We start from the raw sequence: 16,963 nt of genomic DNA on the forward strand, positions 1-16,963 counted from the left end.
CAGCTACAGATATAGCTCTCTCTGGTAAAAAAATTAGCGGATTCCAATCATTATATTCATATACCTCATAAGTTTTTTTTGTAGAAATATTAAAAATTTTATTTGGTACTTCATAAGATTGATCAGTAGCGTTTGTTAAGGACGTTTGAACTTTAGCAGTAACATGAATCATACCATTATTAGTTTTTTTGATTTTTCTGTAACACGTAGGATTTCCATCAAATAATCTTAATGTTTGAATAGGAGTGGAGATATTAAAAATTTTAGGAAAAAATAAAAAATCGTCACCTTTGCTTTCAGGCAGATAAATTTTTAATTTGTCTAAAATATATTCAATAATATCGATGTCTAAAAATAAATTAGTTGATGAAATACCATGACCAAAGATACTTTCATTTCGATCTTCAACATATGTATGTAAGATATTTCTTAAAGATATTTCTTTGATTTGTAGCCATTCTACTAATGCAGGTTCGTTTGAAATATCTTTATCTTCAAAGTAGAATCTAGCTAAAGAACTATTTTTTAATTTGGCTATCTGTGTTAGAGAGTTACTTATAAAATCAACGCATGTTCCATCGGCTGGTTGAGATAGCTCAATGAAACTAATATCAATTTTTGACATATTTTCCGAACTTTCTTTAGCTAAAATATTTATATATTCCGCATTTGAAATACAAATATGTTGAATAAGTATTCTAAAAATACTCAGGCTTACTTCAGCAATATTTTTTTGTGTTTTTAATTTGCGTGCTGCTTTAATATTATTTAAAAAAATATTATACATTGCAAGATCCAAATATATAGTTTGTACTTTGATATTATTTTAAATTATATTGAATTATTTTTTATATTCAATGATTTATTTCAAATAAAGATTAATGTAAAGATAAAATCTGTAATTTATCGCATAGTTCTTTGGAATGTCGCATAGTTGTTTGTAAATGACAGCCACCGCCGACCAAAGCAATTGCGGATGCGGTATGGTGTGGTGCACGAAAGGGTCGTTGCCCAAAGCTATGTTGTGCATTGGCGACTGAATAAATACTGGCGACCTCTAAATTTTCCTGTGCATTGAGTGGCGGTAAAATGGAGGGAAGGCGAGAGGCGAGTAAGGTTTTACCTGTACCAGGAGGGCCTTTAAATAAGAGCGAATGCCCACCTGCTGCTGCAATCTCTAAGGCACGACGTGGTCGTAACTGTCCTTTAACATCTGCGAGGTCGAGTTGATAAGACGTTAAACCATGAATTGATCTTTGTGGTGCAGCAGTAATTTGAGAATTGCCCGAAAAATGTGCACAGACATCCTGTAGGTGATTGGCCGCATATACCTCAAAATTGGGGAGTTGGTTGGCCTCTTCTAAATTGCCATTAGGCAGCAACAGACGATGCTGCGCTTGTTGGCAGGCCATCGCGATGGTCAATGCGCCTGAAATCGGGCGTAAATGTCCATCTAATGCCAGTTCACCAATAAATTCAAAGCCTTCAGTGCTATTTTCTGGTAATTGTCCTGAAGCAATCAAGATGCCAAGAGCAATGGGTAAATCAAGTCTAGAACCATCTTTAGGGAGATCTGCTGGTGCCAAATTGATGGTTAAGCGCTTGGTTGGAAACTGAAAACCGCTATTAATAATGGCTGAGCGGACACGATCTTTACTTTCACGTACTGCAGCTTCAGGTAGACCTACAATTGTGAGTGAAGGCAAGCCTGAACTGATGTGGACTTCAACTTCAATTTGTGGGGCGTGTAGACCCAATAAGCCTCTCGTATAAATTTTGGCAAAAGACATCTTATTATTGTTCCATTGTGGTGCTTTATTTTTAATCATTTTTCGGTGCTATTCGCACCGAATTGGTGCTTATTTTTTATTCTGAACGATTTCTTCAAGTATTTTCATTTGCTGTTGCAGCTCAGTGAGGCGTTGATTGGCCGTATTGAGAGCAGTTCGTTGGCGATCAAGCTCTTGTTTAGAGACAAGGTCTAACTTTTCGATGCTTTCACTGAGTAACGCACGTAAGTTTTTTTCTAGGTCTTTTTTAGGTTGGTCAACTTGTTGCAAAATTGCCTGTAAAAGAGTCTCAATCATAAAGTGCTCAATAGGTTATGTATATTTGCTGCTCAGTGTATCACTGCTGGCTATATTCCTCTAGCACACTTCGGGACAGAAGGATGAGTGACTGGTTGATTTCATTCAATATAGCGAAATGAAACTTATTTTCGATGCACTATCTACATCTTCAAGCCTAAATAGGTTATAAAGAAAGCTTGTGCCCAATATTTAAAAACCCCCAACCTTTAAATATTGGCATGAAAATTGAACATAAAACCTTACTGGTGAAAATAAGCCGAAGGAAAACAAACATGAAGCTTGTAACTGCAATTGTAAAACCATTTAAATTAGATGATGTGCGTGAAGCACTCTCTGAGATTGGTGTTCAAGGGATTACCGTAACTGAAGTCAAAGGTTTCGGACGTCAAAAAGGTCATACAGAACTGTATCGTGGTGCAGAGTATGTGGTTGATTTCTTACCGAAAGTGAAGATTGAAATTGCAATTAGTGATGAAATGGTGGACGCAGTCATTGAATCAATCACTCGTGTCGCAAGCACAGGCAAAATTGGTGACGGCAAAATTTTTGTCACGAATTTAGAGCAAGTAATCCGTATCCGTACGGGTGAAACTGGGCCAGATGCTGTCTAAATTGGCACAAACTTTGCTGAGTTAGAAATAAGAGAAATAGCTCACAAAATAAGGTTGGGGGACACGAATGAAAAAAATGCTTATGGCGCTCAGTCTATCTGGCGCACTCTTAGGTGGTTCAGCGGTGGTTTGGGCAGAAGATGCTGCATCAACACCAGTAACTGAACAAACTGTAGCCGTTGCTGATACGGGTGCTGCAACAACTGAAATTGTAGCCGTTGAAGCTCCAGCTCCTGAAGAGGCTGCTCCTGCTGCTGTAGCAACAGTGGATACAGGTGATACAGCTTGGGTTCTTGTTTCAACAGCATTGGTTCTGTTGATGACTATTCCTGGTTTGGCTCTGTTCTATGGTGGTATGGTGCGTAAGAAAAACGTACTCAGCACCATGATGTTCAGCCTTTCTGCGGCGATCTTAGTGAGTTTAATCTGGGTAATTGCCGGTTACTCATTGGCTTTCTCTGGTTCAGGTGCTTATGTGGGCGACTTGGGCAAGGCGATGCTGAATGGCGTTGCATTTGATGCCTTAAGTGGAACAATTCCTGAAAGCTTATTTGTTATTTTCCAAATGACGTTTGCGATCATCACTGTTGCGATTATCAGTGGTTCGATTGCTGATCGTATGAAATATTCAGCATTTATGGCATTTATCGCAGTATGGGTCATTTTGGTTTATGCACCAATCACTCACTGGGTATGGGCGGCTGATGGCTGGTTATTCAAAGCAGGCGCATTAGATTTTGCTGGTGGTACGGTTGTTCATATTAACGCAGGTGTTGCAGGTTTGGTTGCAGCATACATGTTAGGGAAACGTACAGGCCTTGGCCGTGAATCTATGGCACCACATAACTTAACTTTAACTGTGATTGGCGCAAGCTTGATTTGGGTAGGTTGGTTCGGCTTTAACGGTGGTAGTGCTTTAGGTGCTGGTGCGCGTGCAAGTATGGCGATTCTTGTAACTCAAGTAGCTGCTGCCGCTGCTGCATTCTCATGGCTCATTGTTGAACGTCTTGTTCGTGGTAAAGCATCAGTTCTTGGTGGTGCATCAGGTGCGGTTGCTGGTTTAGTGGTGATTACGCCTGCTGCTGGTTTCGTTGGTGTAGGTGGCGCATTAATCATGGGCTTAATTGGTGGTGTTGTGTGCTTCTGGGGGATTACTGCACTGAAACGCCTGCTTAAAGCGGATGATGCTCTGGATGCGTTTGGTTTACATGCTGTTGGTGGTATCGTTGGTGCGATTCTTACTGGTGTGTTCTACAGTGATGAAATCATCAAAGCAGCAAATGTTGCACTTGCACCAACCTTTATCGGTCAGTTGTGGGTACAAATCGAGGGTGTGTTAGCAACAATCGCGTATAGCGCAATTGTGACCTTCATTATCCTGAAAGTAATTGATCTAGTGATTGGTATCCGTGTTAGCGCTGATGATGAACGTATGGGTCTTGACCTGAGCCAACATGGCGAACGTATCGAATAATCAGTGCAAGATGTGATTAAAAAAAACAGCCTTATGGGGCTGTTTTTTTATGGCTTTAGGGTGCTAGTTCTGCAATTGAAGAAACTTTGCTACACTTAAGCAAAGTGAGTAAATAATCGCGCAACTATGCATTGTCCATTTTGTAACGCTGCTGATAGTAAAGTCATAGACTCCCGTTTGGCTGCCGAAGGCTGCCAGATTCGTCGTCGTCGTGAGTGTGTCATTTGTGGGGAGCGTTTTACCACCTTTGAAAGTTATGATGTGGTCATGCCTCGCGTGATCAAATCAGACGGTAAAAATGAACCTTTTGATGAGGCCAAACTACGCCGTTCTTTAATGCATGCCTTACAAAAACGTCCTGTCACTCAGGAACAAATTGAAACCGTACTCAGTGATATTCAATCGCAGATCCGCCGTCTAGGCGAGCGTGATGTCAAATCCAGAACCATTGGTGAAATCGTTATGCAGGCATTATTTGCATTGGATCATGTTGCCTATGTTCGATTTGCTTCTGTGTACCAAGATTTCCAAGATGTAGAAGCATTTCGCCATCAAATTGAGCAAATGCAACAACGTGAAAATGAAGCTTAAATTCGAGAGATCATGTCTGAGTTAACCCAAGATCATTTATCTGAACATCAGCACTGGATGCAACAAGCCATTGCCTTAGCTCGACGTGGTCAATATTCGACGAAGCCGAATCCAAATGTCGGTTGCGTCATTGTCAAAGACGGTCAACTGATTGGGGAAGGCTATCATCCTAAAGCTGGTCAGCCGCATGCGGAAGTTTTTGCCCTGCGTCAAGCAGCTGAGAATGCCAAAGATGCAACTGCATATGTCACTTTAGAACCTTGTGCACATTATGGTCGAACACCGCCTTGTGCGGAGGCTTTGGTCAAAGCTCAAGTGAAAAAAGTCGTCATTGCCTGTTCTGATCCAAATCCACTGGTCGCAGGTAAAGGCGTTAAGATTTTACAAGATGCTGGCATTGAGGTTGAAACGGGAATTTGTACGGAAAGTGCAAAAACGCTCAACTTGGGTTTTTTGAAGGCCATGTCAACTGGCCTGCCTTATGTACGTTTAAAAATAGCATCAAGTCTGGATGGCCGTACTGCGATGGCTTCGGGTGAATCAAAGTGGATTACTGGCACAGCAGCTCGACAAGATGTCCAACATTGGCGGGCAATTTCGGGTGCGGTGATCACTGGTATTCAAACGGTTTTGGCCGATGATTGCGAACTAAATGTGCGTGCATTAGAAGGCGTTGATCTGACAACAGTGGTGCAACCAAAACGGATCGTTTTGGATCGACAAGGGCAATTACCACTTTCTGCAAAAATTCTACAGCAATCTGAAACGGTGATGGTGATGACACCATTTCGTCAAGAACTTGCTGATTTAGGCGTGATACAATTGCCACCGCAACCTTTAAACCAGTTATTGCAGACTTTGTCTCAACAACATCAAATTTATGATGTTTTGGTTGAGGCAGGTGCGACTTTATCAACGGCCTTTTTACAACAAGGATTGGTTGATGAAATGATTAGTTATGTTGCGCCAACTTTACTTGGTCAATCTGCTCGGGCTATGTTTAATGCTGAATTTAGCAAAATGGCAGAGCAGCTCCGTTTTGAGTTGGTCAATGTAACCCAACTTGGGCAAGACATACGCCTAAGATTGCTCCCTATCCAAGAGATGATATGAATCCAGAACCATCGGTTTATCACAAACGTCGTCATGCTGCCCGTACGACTGACGAATATCTTTTTCATCAGTTAGTGCCTTATCTCGGTAATAAGCGTCGACTGCTTCACCTCATTTTAGAAGCACTTGAGATTACAGGTACATTGAATAGCAAGAAAAAGAATCCACCGATTTTTGCTGATTTCTTTGCGGGGAGTGGGGTTGTTTCGCGGTTAGCCCGCCAAAATGGTTATCGCGTGATTGCCAATGACTGGGAACCGTATAGTCATGCCTTGAACAATGCCATTTTAGCTTGTGTCGATGCACCTGCTTTTAAAGAGTTAGGTGGCTATCAGAAAGCCATTGATTATCTGAATCGCTTACCTGAGGTCAAAGGCTGGGTCACGCATAATTTATGTCCACGTAATGATGATGTGTATGATCCTGCCCGTGATCGTTTGTTCTTCAAACGCCGTAACGGTATGCGGATTGATGCGATTCGTCAGCAGATTGCAACATGGCAAGCGCAAGGTGCAATTAATGATGTAGAGATGAGTGCTTTATTGGCACCGCTACTGTATTCCGCAAGTTTCGTCAGTAATACCAGTGGTGTCTTTAAAAGTTTCCATCAGGGCTGGGGCGGACGTACCCAAACTGCCTTGGAGCGGATTGAATCTTTATTGTGGCTGACACCAAGTCGCTTCTGTGAGATTGGAGATGCTAAGCGTCCTGCTGCTGAAATGTGGTGTGTCGATGCACAGCATCTGGCCAATCAAATGAGTAGTTTTGAGGTTGATGTCGCCTATCTTGATCCACCCTATAATCAGCATGCCTATAGCAGTAACTATCATGTTCTGAATGCACTGACTTTATGGGATCAAGTTGACTTGCCATCCCCAGACACCAAAGGTTTTAAAAGTGGTATTGATCGAGCTTGGCGTAAAGAACGTCCAAGTCCTTATAACTCTTCTAAATATGCCAAAGAGGCCTATGAAAAGTTATTGGAAACGATTAATGCGCGTTATATTTTGACCAGTTATTCGACTGATGGAAATATTGAGCCGAAGGACTTACTGACTGCCAATTTGAAGCGCGGTAAAGTGACCTTATTGACTCAAGATGTTCCACGTTATCGGGTCAGTAAACAACGCCAGTCTGAACGTGCTCGCGTACTTGAGTTTATTGTGATCACGGACACCCATGCCAAGTCTGGACCACCATTACGGCAGCTCTTGGGGCAGTTGTACCATTTCGCTGAATTGGGTGGTGTAGATACCACAGGTAACAGTACCCAACTGGCACTTTGGTAAAAGAAAAAAGACACCATTTTGGCAACAAAGTGGTGTTTTTGTATCCAGTATTCGCTGAGTATCGGTTAATTAGATTGTTGTGATCGATTTGTAAGATAAGCCTATGTTTTTATAGTAAATATCTACCAATTTTGAGTTGGTTTATATGTGCATAGTCATGCTTTTAAGTTGAATGATAGAAAATAATAATTAAAAAATACTGATGTAAAACAAATGAATAGAACTATTTATTCTTCTGTTTTTATCGTCATGTTCACTGAATATAAAGCTGGAAATACTTTAACCAATCGTTCAAATTTTTACCAAATGATATTGACCATATCTAAAAATAACTATAGTTTGCCGAGCTTAATTTAGGGTCTTGCCTATTTGCAGCGATGACCAAGAGAGGTTGTTATGAGTCGCTCGGAACCCACCTTATTGGGGCAATGTGTAGCTGAATTTTTTGCTACCGCAATTTTTTTATCATTTGGTATTGGTGTGGTGGCTGCACTTAAGCTTGCGGGAGCGAGTTTAGGCTTGTGGGAAATTAGTATTGTATGGGGTTTGGCTGTTGCATTGGCAGTGTATTTGTCTGCTGGCATTTCTGGGGCACATCTTAATCCCGCAGTGACCATCGCTTTGGCACTGTTTGCTGGTTTTGAAAAACGTAAAGTGCCTTTCTATATCATTTCACAAGTTGCTGGTGCTGCTGTAGGTGCACTTCTGGTTTATGGTCTGTATAGCAATTTATTTGTGGACTATGAGCAAACCCATCATATGGTGCGGGGCAGTGTTGAAAGTTTAGAATTGGCGGGAATTTTCTCAACCTATCCACATCATCTGCTCTCGCTTGGTCAGGCCTTTATGGTGGAAATGTTTATCACCATGTTATTGCTTTGGCTGATTATGGCGATTGGTGATGATAGCAATGGTTTACCGCGTGGTGCTTTGGCACCGATCTTGGTCGGTTTATTGGTTGCAGTGATTGGTGCATCTTTTGGCCCATTGACTGGCTTTGCTATGAATCCTGCCCGTGATTTTGGCCCAAAAATTGTGGCTTATTTCTCTGGCTGGGGACCTGTTGCATTTACCGGTGGACGCGATATTCCATATTTCATCGTCCCGATTATTGCACCAATCGTAGGGGCTTGTTTGGGCGTACTTGGTTATAAGCTGTTTTTTAGTCATTTTTTAGTCAACAATCCTGTTGTAGTAAAAGAAAAAGAAATTGCTGAAAAGCAAGTGTCTGAAATGTAATAAAGACCAGATCAAGAATCTGAAGGGCAGTCAACGGATTGCCCTTTTTATTTGCCTGTATTTGGACTGTACATGCCTTGTTATCTCTAGTTCTTTGCTTTAAGGTATCTTCTTTACAGTGGTACATACTGCAATAAAGATAGGTTGAAACTCCCATGTTTACAGGCATTATTGAAAGTTTAGGTAAGGTTGAGAGCCTACAGAGTGTAGGTGGTGATGTTCGTTTATGTATTCAAACGGATTTGGATATGTCTGATGTACATTTGGGGGATTCGATTGCCACTAACGGGATCTGCCTGACCGTGATTGAATGGGGTGAAAACTGGTATGCAGCTGACGTTTCGCGAGAGAGTTTAAACCGTACCACATTAGGCCAATGGAAAGTCGGTCAAGCCGTTAATGTCGAAAAAGCGATGTTACCAACCACACGTTTTGGTGGGCATATTGTCAGTGGACATGTGGATGGTTTAGGTGAAATTACCTTAGTGCGACATGATGCACGTTCACTGTATTTTGAAGTGACAGCGCCTGTTGAGTTGGCTAAATATTTAGCCGAAAAAGGTTCAGTCACTGTCGATGGGATTAGTCTGACTATTAACCATTTGCGCGGCAATATTTTAAGCTTGAATTTAATACCACATACTGCAGAACGTACCAATATTGGTACTTGGCAGGTTGGAAGCAAAGTCAATTTGGAAGTAGATGTCTTGGCACGTTATATCGAGCGTTTATTGCTAGGTGATAAGGCTGCGGAACAGAAAACTGAATCGAATATCAGTATGGCATTCTTGGCTGAAAATGGTTTTTTAAAATAAAAGATGAAGTATAAAAAAGCCCAGTTTGAACTGGGCTTTTTTATTATTTTTCGTCTGAAAATTCACTATTTTTCAAGATATAGTCAATTTCATCTTGCGCGAGGGCATGTAACTTGGCGCGGAATACAGTTACCGCTTGCTCAATTAAACCTTCGGCTTCTAATTCAAGTCGTACACGAACACTTTCTAACTCTGAAAGAATTTGCTGATCATCGATCACAACACGTTGAGCCTTTGAATAATCGATACTTGGCTGTTCAGGATTACTTTGATAGCGTTCAGTTTGCTGTGCAATTTCCTGATCAATATGACCACGTAAGGCAAGCAGGTTTTCAGTCTGTTGTTCAAATTGACGGGCTTCATCGGCTTGCAGTTGTGCTGCATAGGCGGCTTCAGCTGCACGCTTTTCTTCCAATGCCTTTTCCAAAGCCAGTTGTTTACGAATACGTGCTTGTTCAATCAAGTCTGCTTTTAAGTCGGCATAGGCTTGATCAATACGCTGCTGAGAAAGTTGCTGCGCATTTTCCTCATGTTGTGTCCATGTCTGAGTCAGTGTTTTTGGTAGCAGTAGATCACAAATACGTGCTAAATCATCCTGATAGGTCTGACGGACAGCCTCAGGTGCATTTAACCAACGTTTTTTAAAGTCCTGACCTACATTTAATGCCACAAGACACTCCTCAAATGATGCTGTTTATTGCCGATTTATAATTTAAATGTTCGAGGTTCGATACCTAAACGACGATACATTTTAAATTTTTCCCGCCCGATCTGTTTTGCCGTTTCATTATTTTCAATAATTTCGATAATGTGGCGAAAATCTTGAGTTTGTTCAAGTGCATGATTGTTAAAATTAAACACGATCCAATCATTCGACGGAGGTAATTCCGCTGAAATACACACAGGACTATGCGGCTGATCAATGCCATGTGGAATAAAGCTGAGTGGATCAAAGTTCCAAAGTTTCTCATCTAACTCCGTTTGCTGCCCTGAATCAGCGCAATACCACCAGATGTGTGGATGCTGATTCAGAATCTTACGGCATAAACGGCAAGCACTTTCGACTTGCCGTTCTTTACTATTTTCAAATAGATAAAAGCTGATTTGTGGCATGTTTTAGTTTTTCGTTGCAACACGATTTGCTAAAAACTGCATCAGTAATGGCACTGGACGACCTGTAGCACCTTTAGCTGCACCCGATAACCACGCTGTACCTGCGACATCGAGGTGTGCCCAACGATAATCACGAGTGAAACGTTCGAGGAAACACGCAGCAGTAATTGCGCCACCATATGGACCGCCAATGTTGGCAATATCGGCAAAAGGAGAGTCGAGTAATTCTTGATACTCTTCCATCACTGGCATACGCCATACTCGGTCTAGTGACTGTTCGCCTGCCTGTTGTAGGTCTTGGGCAAGTTCATCATCTGGCGTAAATAAGCCACTCACCACTTTACCTAGCGCAACCACACAGGCACCTGTGAGGGTTGCAATATCAATCACCAGCGCAGGGTTAAAGCGCTTGATATACGTTAAGGTATCACAGAGAACCAGACGGCCTTCTGCATCGGTATTCAGGATTTCAATAGTCTGACCGCTCATACTGGTCACAATATCACCTGGGCGAGTAGCATGAGCGGAAGGCATATTCTCAGCAGCTGCAATCGCACCGACTACATGAATTGGCAATTGTGCTTCGCATAGTGCTTGAATGGTTCCAAGAACAGAAGCTGCGCCGCACATATCAAATTTCATTTCATCCATGCCTAGGCCTGGTTTTAATGAAATACCACCTGTATCAAAGGTCACACCTTTACCGACAAGCACGACAGGGGCTTGATCTACTTTGGCATTGTATTCGAGTGTAATAATGCGACCCGGGCGGTCAGAGCCTTTGCTGACTGCAAGGAATGCATACATCCCCAAGTCCGCTATTTGCTGCTCATCAAGCACTGTGACTTTTAAAAGCGCTGGATATTGTGCTGCAAGTGCAATTGCTTGATCTGCCAAATATTCAGGGAAGCAAATATTACCTGGACGGTTGCCGAGATCACGTGCGTAGTTTTGACCTGATTGCACTGCATGAATTAGATTCAGTTGTGCATTATCTAAAGTAGTTTGGTTGGCAACAAGATGGATTGTTTCTAATACAAATTCATTTTTTTTCGATTTAAATTCATCATAACCATACGCTGCTTGAGTCAGGCTCAAGACAAATAGTGAATGTAAATCGGTTGGAAGTGCGGAAAGATCGACACTAATTTGTTTAAATTTATTTTGTGATGATTTGATAATAGTTTGTGCGAGTTTTGCTAATTTTGTGGCTTTTAACTCGGCACTTTTTCCGAGTCCGAGCAGGTGAGCATTGGCTTGTGCGGAAATATTGGCAATTAAGGCTAAGCTTTCGTTAAAACCTGCTTTGAATTGTGTTGCGTTAAGCACTTCTTCTAGGTGGTTGATTTGATATGTATTTAAGTTCTGTTGTAATTGTTCTGAATCAACCAAAATCCACAAAGATTCGCTAGACGCCTGAGTTGGGAATGCGTTATGAAGGGTAAATTTCATTGTTTGTATGGAACCTGATGAGTGAAAAATAAAGATAAGTCCATTAAACACTTTCAGATATGAGGTTGCAATCCGCAACAAGCGATAGGTTTTATATTTTTAACATTCGGGTAAACTAGCGTTACCTTCAATTGGGCTTTTTGGAAGTATTACTTTGATTATTCGGCGTTATCTCGTCAAACAAGTGGTTTCGACATCTCTCGTCGTCATAGGTTTATTAACCCTGATTATGATGGGTGGTCGTTTAATCAAATATTTTGGCGTGGCAGCTCAAGGTCGTTTAGATGCAGGCATTTTATTTAGCATCATCGGCTATCGTTTGCCCGAGTTTTTAACGCTGATTCTTCCTTTGGGTTTCTTCATTGCCTTGATGCTGGTGTTTGGTCGTCTTTATGTTGACCATGAAATGGCGGTGTTAAATGGCAGTGGTGTGAGTCGTAACCAGTTGGCACGCATGTTGTTACCGATGACGTTGGTCTATCTGGTGGTGCAAACCTGTTTAATGATTTGGATGGGACCATGGGGCTTACGTGAGTTTGAAAAACTGACCAGCACACAAGCGGTACGCACGGGCTTTGACTTGGTTCGTCCCAAGGAGTTTATTTCTTCAGGACCTTTTACGATTTATGCAGACTCATTGTCTGAAGATCGTAAGAATTTAAAAGAGATTTTCTTCTATCAAAAATCCAACCAAGAAGATAAACCAGACATCATGATTTTGGCGAAAGAAGCCACCCGTGTTGAAGTTGCTAATGATACGGCGAATGTCGTGGACTTGGTTCAAGGCCGCCGTTACGAGATTTATCCTAATCAGCCACGTTATCTTCAGGCAGAATTTCAATCTTATCGCTTACGTTTAGAAAATGATAAAGATGTGAAATTTGAAAGTGATGATGTAGAAGCATTGTCAATGTCCAAGCTTTGGCAGAAACGGGATGACTCCGTGGTGCGTAGTGAGTTAGGTTGGCGTATCTTTGGGCCATTTATCATTATTGTGGGTTTGATGCTTGCTGTCGCATTGTCTGAAGTGAGTCCGCGTCAAGGGCGTTATTATCGTTTGATTCCTGCGATCTTTATTTTTGCCAGCTTAATTGTGGTATTGATCGCAATTAAGACTCGAATCAGTAAAGATGAGTTGGACATTTGGGCTTATCCAGCTGTGATTTTGGTTTATGCCATTGCAGCCGCAATTTTTGCACGTAAACAAAAATTAGCGCCTAAAATTAAGAAAAGTATGCAGCGAGTGGGGTTGTGATGTTAGCACGTCGAATAGTCGCCAAACATGTGACAAAAACCACGGTTCTAGCCATGCTCGGAACAACGCTGGTGTTATCTTTCCTACAAGTATTATTTACGTACCTTGGTGAATTGGGTTCGCTGAAACCTAACTATAATGCGTGGCAGGCTTTTCTGTTTGTGATGTGGGGTGCGCCGCGTTATTTATATGAAATCCTGCCTGTTGCTGCATTGATTGGCTCTGTTTTAGGACTGGGCGCACTTGCTTCGAATAGTGAACTGATCGTAATGCGTTCTGTTGGTATCAGTTTATGGCGAATTGTTGGCTGGGTCATGCGTTCAGCGCTGTTATTGATCGTACTGTCTTTTGTGTTGAGTGAATGGGTGATTCCTTATACCAACGAACAAGCTCAAAGTATTAAAAAACAACGCAGTGTAGCAGCTTTGGGCGAAGTCAAAGGCTATTGGTCACGTGAAGGGCAGCGCTTTATCTATATTGATTATGCCAACTCACAAGGTCAGTTACGCAATATTCAAACCATTGATTTTGATCAGGACCATCGCTTGCAGTCTTTTGTGACCGCTGAAAAAGGACAGTTTATTAAAGATGGTGAATGGCAGTTGTCCCAATCACATCAAGTGGATTTACTGGCGCAAGGCAATGCCATTAAAACGGATCATGAGCAGCAATCGCTTGGTTTAGCATTACAGCCGAAATATGTACATATGGTGACCTTGGACCCTGAAGATTTATCTCCAAGCCAATTGATTAGTTTCATGCGCTATATGGATGAATATAGTCAGGTTCCGAAGACCTATGAATTGGCCTTTTGGCAGAAAGTGACCTCACCATTTTCTTTAATTACCTTGGTGTTGATTGCTTGCTCCTTCATTTTTGGGCCGTTACGTCAACAGTCAATGGGTTTCCGTTTGGTGATTTCACTGTTCACAGGTTTAGGCTTCTTCTATCTTCAAGATTTCTTGGGCTATGCAAGCTTAGTGTATGCACCTTCACCTGCATGGTTTGTACTGATGCCAGTGGTGCTGATCTTTATGGTGGGAAGCTATCTGCTTTATCGAGCACGTTAAGCTTGATGGAGAGGTTCTATGATCAGGATTGATGAAAGCCATCAGTCAGGTCATGGAGAATTCGATTAAATTTCGGTAAAATAGACCGATCAAATGACAAACAGAGAGTCCATTATGACGGATGCAAATGCTGGCAAAATTCCTCACGTTCTGGTGATTATGGATGGCGTAGGACATCGTGAAGCAGTTGAAGATAATGCTTTTTTAGCAGCAAAAACGCCAAACCTCACTGCGATGAAGGCCAAGCATCCAAATAGTTTAATCTCAGGTTCAGGCGAAGATGTCGGCTTGCCTGATGGTCAAATGGGCAACTCTGAAGTCGGTCATATGAATTTAGGTGCAGGTCGTGTGCTGTACCAAGATTTCACTCGAATTACTAAAGATATCCGCACTGGTGCTTTTTTTGAGCATGAAGTTTTAGTTGATGCTGTAGAAAAAGCCAAACTAGCAAAGGGTGCTGTACATGTGATGGGCCTGTTGTCTCAAGGCGGTGTTCATTCACATGAAGACCATATTGTGGCAATGTGTGAGCTAGCATTAAAACGTGGTGCGACAGTATATCTACATGCCTTCCTAGATGGACGTGACACTCCACCACGAAGTGCAAAGCCATCATTAGAAAAACTAGATGCTTTATTTGCACAATATCCAAATCAGGGTCGTATCGTTTCGATGATTGGTCGTTACTTTGCGATGGACCGTGATAATCGTTGGGATCGTGTTGAACAAGCCTATCGCCTCATGACTGAAGGTGAGGCAGTACGTGTCGCCAACTCAGCAGTTGAAGGTTTAGAGCTTGCTTACGCTGCGAATGAAAATGATGAGTTTGTTAAAGCAACACGTATTGGCGAAATTGCTAAAGTGCAAGATGGTGACAGTGTTGTTTTTATGAACTTCCGTGCCGATCGTGCGCGTGAGATTACGCGTGCTTTTGTTGAAAAAGATTTTGCTGGATTTACCCGTAAAGTCGTTCCAAACCTGTCTAAGTTTGTCATGTTGACCCGTTATCAAGCGAGTATTGATGCACCTGTGGCGTATATGCCAGAAGGACTTAAAAACTCGATTGGTGAATATCTGTCAAGTTTGGGTAAGACCCAATTGCGTATTGCTGAAACTGAGAAGTATGCACACGTCACTTTCTTCTTCAGTGGTGGTCGTGAAGATGAATATGAAGGTGAAAAACGTATTCTCATTCCTTCGCCGAATGTTGCAACCTACGATTTAAAACCAGAAATGAGTGCTTATGAAGTAACTGATGAGTTAGTCAATGCAATCAATTCTGGTGAGTTTGACCTTTTAGTCGTGAACTATGCCAATGGTGATATGGTTGGGCATACGGGTGTGTTTGATGCTGCGGTGAAAGCCGTTGAAACAGTCGATAGCTGTCTAGGCCGTGTTTACGATGCAGTGATGGCAAACAAAGGGCATATGTTAATTACAGCGGATCATGGTAATGTAGAGCAAATGCAAGACTATGATAGTGGACAGGTTCATACCCAACATACCACAGAGTTGGTTCCATTTATTTATGTTGGTCCAACACAAGCAACGATTGCTGAAGATGGCGTATTGGCGGATGTAGCACCAACACTCTTGCATTTGATGGACATTCCTGTGCCGCCTGAAATGCAAGGCAAGAACTTAATTACTTTAAAATAAGGTGAATCAATGATCCAACACAACAACATTTACCGAGCGTTATGTGCAAGTGTGTTGATGTGTTGGGGACATAGTCTCTCAGCCGCACCAATCACCCATTCTTCTGGGTGGTCGAATGAAGACTCCAAGTCTGGTAATGCTGAAGTCCCGATTGAATCTATTCAACAATTTGTACAGATTTACGGCATCGTCAAAGATAACTATGTCGATAAAAAGTCGGATGATGCTTTATTCCAACAGTCGATTAAGGGCTTGGTCAGTGGTCTAGATCGTTATTCCCGTTATTTATCTGCAGAAGAATACCGTCAACTGATCCAGTATACAGAGGGCGATTTAGCTTCTGTCGATTTCAATTTAAATTATGATGCACATTCGAAAACGTGGCAAATTCAGGATCTGAAGTCAGGTTCGGATTCGAGTAAACTCGGTTTACGCAATGGACAAGTTATCCTAAAAGTGGATAACCAAGAACTGAAAAGCTTAAATCAAGACCAAGTACAAGGTCTGCTCTATGGCTCGATTGGAAGTACTGTCCAGATACAAACAGAGAATAATAGTACGACCATTTTGGTGAGAAACAAGAAAGTCGAAACTGATATTGAACCCGTTTTATTGCACAATCAGGTATTGGTGCTGAAAATACGTGTTTTTCAGCAAGATACGGCGAATGAGATTAAACGTTTGATTGAAGAATATAGTTCGACCAAACTTAAGGCCGTGGTATTCGATCTACGCAATAACCCAGGGGGCTTGCTTTCAGCCTCAGTTGAAGCGGCTGACCTATTTTTAAATCAGGGTTTAATTGTCACGACTAAAAGCCGTTCTGAAGGTGATCAGCAATTCCAAGCACTTCCTTCTAATGAATTTCAAAATATGAAATTAGGCATTTTAATCAACCGTCGTTCTGCTTCTGCTGCTGAAGTCTTTACAGCAGCATTAAAAGAGCATAAGCGTGCATGGGTGGTCGGTGAAAATAGTTATGGTAAAGGTGTGGTACAAAAGTTATTTCCCTTACCAAGTGGCGCTGCATTGCAGATGACGGTATCACACTATTACACTCCCAATGGCAATATGATTGAAGGTCAAGGTATTCAGCCAAATCAGACCTATGCTTTGTCTGCCGAGATGAAAGAAGATAATTATCTTGAGCATGTCACAGATCTGGTTTTAAAAAGTAGATATTAAAAAAAGC

At 41.8% G+C, this 16,963-nt stretch carries 15 protein-coding genes and 2 pseudogenes; 11 read left to right on the forward strand and 6 right to left on the reverse strand.

The window, feature by feature from the left end:
- The 3 genes and pseudogenes from WA352_RS19045 to WA352_RS19055 all read right to left on the reverse strand — a co-directional run.
- Nucleotides 1-787: pseudogene (locus WA352_RS19045) on the reverse strand (hypothetical protein); the annotation flags it as partial.
- Between the two features lie 157 nt (nt 788-944).
- Nucleotides 945-1,790, reverse strand: a pseudogene (locus WA352_RS19050) (YifB family Mg chelatase-like AAA ATPase); the annotation flags it as partial.
- 69 nt (nt 1,791-1,859) lie between these two features.
- On the reverse strand, nt 1,860-2,087 hold the full coding sequence (locus WA352_RS19055; protein ID WP_004802123.1) for an accessory factor UbiK family protein: 228 nt from the start codon (nt 2,085-2,087) through the stop codon (nt 1,860-1,862).
- 275 nt (nt 2,088-2,362) lie between these two features.
- Here WA352_RS19055 and glnK point away from each other — a divergent pair, with 275 nt between their 5' ends.
- From glnK to WA352_RS19090, 7 genes are all read left to right on the forward strand, one after another.
- Nucleotides 2,363-2,701, forward strand: a complete 339-nt coding sequence (gene glnK, locus WA352_RS19060) for a P-II family nitrogen regulator (RefSeq protein WP_004656379.1) — start codon at nt 2,363-2,365, stop codon at nt 2,699-2,701.
- Nucleotides 2,702-2,768: 67 nt separating this feature from the next.
- Nucleotides 2,769-4,175, forward strand: coding sequence for an ammonium transporter (locus WA352_RS19065; protein ID WP_005200614.1), 1,407 nt, complete (start codon nt 2,769-2,771; stop codon nt 4,173-4,175).
- Between the two features lie 126 nt (nt 4,176-4,301).
- Nucleotides 4,302-4,766 carry a transcriptional regulator NrdR gene (gene nrdR / locus WA352_RS19070; RefSeq protein ID WP_004656377.1) on the forward strand — a complete coding sequence of 155 codons (465 nt, stop codon included), beginning with the start codon at nt 4,302-4,304 and terminating at the stop codon, nt 4,764-4,766.
- 12 nt (nt 4,767-4,778) lie between these two features.
- Entirely contained in the window at nt 4,779-5,879 is a 1,101-nt protein-coding gene (ribD, locus tag WA352_RS19075; RefSeq protein WP_005314773.1) for a bifunctional diaminohydroxyphosphoribosylaminopyrimidine deaminase/5-amino-6-(5-phosphoribosylamino)uracil reductase RibD, read from the forward strand.
- Complete coding sequence (locus tag WA352_RS19080; protein WP_004802129.1) at nt 5,876-7,168, forward strand: DNA adenine methylase; 1,293 nt, start codon at nt 5,876-5,878, stop codon at nt 7,166-7,168. The genes ribD and WA352_RS19080 overlap by 4 nt, the downstream gene beginning before the upstream one ends.
- 396 nt (nt 7,169-7,564) lie before the next feature.
- Nucleotides 7,565-8,407: an MIP/aquaporin family protein gene (locus WA352_RS19085; protein ID WP_004802130.1), complete on the forward strand. Its 843-nt coding sequence runs from the start codon at nt 7,565-7,567 to the stop codon at nt 8,405-8,407.
- 155 nt (nt 8,408-8,562) lie between these two features.
- Entirely contained in the window at nt 8,563-9,222 is a 660-nt protein-coding gene (locus WA352_RS19090; RefSeq protein ID WP_005314776.1) for a riboflavin synthase, read from the forward strand.
- Nucleotides 9,223-9,265: 43 nt separating this feature from the next.
- On the opposite strand, the gene blhA is transcribed toward WA352_RS19090, so the two are convergent.
- Genes blhA through WA352_RS19105 form a run of 3 tightly spaced genes read right to left on the reverse strand, consistent with a single transcriptional unit; the run spans nt 9,266 to nt 11,787 of the window.
- A complete protein-coding gene (blhA, locus tag WA352_RS19095) occupies nt 9,266-9,892 on the reverse strand; it encodes a cell division protein BlhA (protein ID WP_005314777.1) in 627 nt (208 codons plus the stop codon).
- Nucleotides 9,893-9,927: 35 nt separating this feature from the next.
- Nucleotides 9,928-10,335, reverse strand: a complete 408-nt coding sequence (locus WA352_RS19100; RefSeq protein ID WP_005314778.1) for a DNA polymerase III subunit chi — start codon at nt 10,333-10,335, stop codon at nt 9,928-9,930.
- A 3-nt stretch (nt 10,336-10,338) separates the two neighbouring features.
- Nucleotides 10,339-11,787: a leucyl aminopeptidase gene (locus WA352_RS19105; protein ID WP_005314779.1), complete on the reverse strand. Its 1,449-nt coding sequence runs from the start codon at nt 11,785-11,787 to the stop codon at nt 10,339-10,341.
- Nucleotides 11,788-11,941: 154 nt separating this feature from the next.
- Here WA352_RS19105 and lptF point away from each other — a divergent pair, with 154 nt between their 5' ends.
- The 4 genes from lptF to WA352_RS19125 all read left to right on the forward strand — a co-directional run bounded on the left by lptF (nt 11,942) and on the right by WA352_RS19125 (nt 16,956).
- Nucleotides 11,942-13,042 (forward strand): LPS export ABC transporter permease LptF, encoded by a 1,101-nt coding sequence (lptF, locus tag WA352_RS19110; protein WP_004802139.1) that lies wholly within the window; start codon nt 11,942-11,944, stop codon nt 13,040-13,042.
- Nucleotides 13,042-14,112, forward strand: a complete 1,071-nt coding sequence (lptG, locus tag WA352_RS19115; protein ID WP_004802141.1) for an LPS export ABC transporter permease LptG — start codon at nt 13,042-13,044, stop codon at nt 14,110-14,112. Before lptF ends, lptG begins: the two co-directional genes overlap by 1 nt.
- 114 nt (nt 14,113-14,226) lie before the next feature.
- Entirely contained in the window at nt 14,227-15,771 is a 1,545-nt protein-coding gene (gpmI, locus tag WA352_RS19120) for a 2,3-bisphosphoglycerate-independent phosphoglycerate mutase (protein WP_005200599.1), read from the forward strand.
- 9 nt (nt 15,772-15,780) lie between these two features.
- Complete coding sequence (locus WA352_RS19125) at nt 15,781-16,956, forward strand: S41 family peptidase (protein WP_005314780.1); 1,176 nt, start codon at nt 15,781-15,783, stop codon at nt 16,954-16,956.
- Nucleotides 16,957-16,963: the final 7 nt, after the last annotated feature.

Source organism: Acinetobacter sp. 102 (assembly GCF_037028485.1).
Lineage (GTDB): Bacteria > Pseudomonadota > Gammaproteobacteria > Pseudomonadales > Moraxellaceae > Acinetobacter > Acinetobacter higginsii.

Excerpts from the sequence above, each read along its gene's own strand:
- WA352_RS19055 (WP_004802123.1), bottom strand. The coding sequence starts at position 2,087 with ATGATTGAGACTCTTTTACAGGCAATTTTGCAACAAGTTGACCAACCT.
- glnK (WP_004656379.1), top strand. The coding sequence starts at position 2,363 with ATGAAGCTTGTAACTGCAATTGTAAAACCATTTAAATTAGATGATGTG.
- WA352_RS19065 (WP_005200614.1), top strand. The coding sequence starts at position 2,769 with ATGAAAAAAATGCTTATGGCGCTCAGTCTATCTGGCGCACTCTTAGGT.
- nrdR (WP_004656377.1), top strand. The coding sequence starts at position 4,302 with ATGCATTGTCCATTTTGTAACGCTGCTGATAGTAAAGTCATAGACTCC.
- ribD (WP_005314773.1), top strand. The coding sequence starts at position 4,779 with ATGTCTGAGTTAACCCAAGATCATTTATCTGAACATCAGCACTGGATG.
- WA352_RS19080 (WP_004802129.1), top strand. The coding sequence starts at position 5,876 with ATGAATCCAGAACCATCGGTTTATCACAAACGTCGTCATGCTGCCCGT.
- WA352_RS19085 (WP_004802130.1), top strand. The coding sequence starts at position 7,565 with ATGAGTCGCTCGGAACCCACCTTATTGGGGCAATGTGTAGCTGAATTT.
- WA352_RS19090 (WP_005314776.1), top strand. The coding sequence starts at position 8,563 with ATGTTTACAGGCATTATTGAAAGTTTAGGTAAGGTTGAGAGCCTACAG.
- WA352_RS19100 (WP_005314778.1), bottom strand. The coding sequence starts at position 10,335 with ATGCCACAAATCAGCTTTTATCTATTTGAAAATAGTAAAGAACGGCAA.
- WA352_RS19105 (WP_005314779.1), bottom strand. The coding sequence starts at position 11,787 with ATGAAATTTACCCTTCATAACGCATTCCCAACTCAGGCGTCTAGCGAA.
- lptG (WP_004802141.1), top strand. The coding sequence starts at position 13,042 with ATGTTAGCACGTCGAATAGTCGCCAAACATGTGACAAAAACCACGGTT.
- gpmI (WP_005200599.1), top strand. The coding sequence starts at position 14,227 with ATGACGGATGCAAATGCTGGCAAAATTCCTCACGTTCTGGTGATTATG.
- WA352_RS19125 (WP_005314780.1), top strand. The coding sequence starts at position 15,781 with ATGATCCAACACAACAACATTTACCGAGCGTTATGTGCAAGTGTGTTG.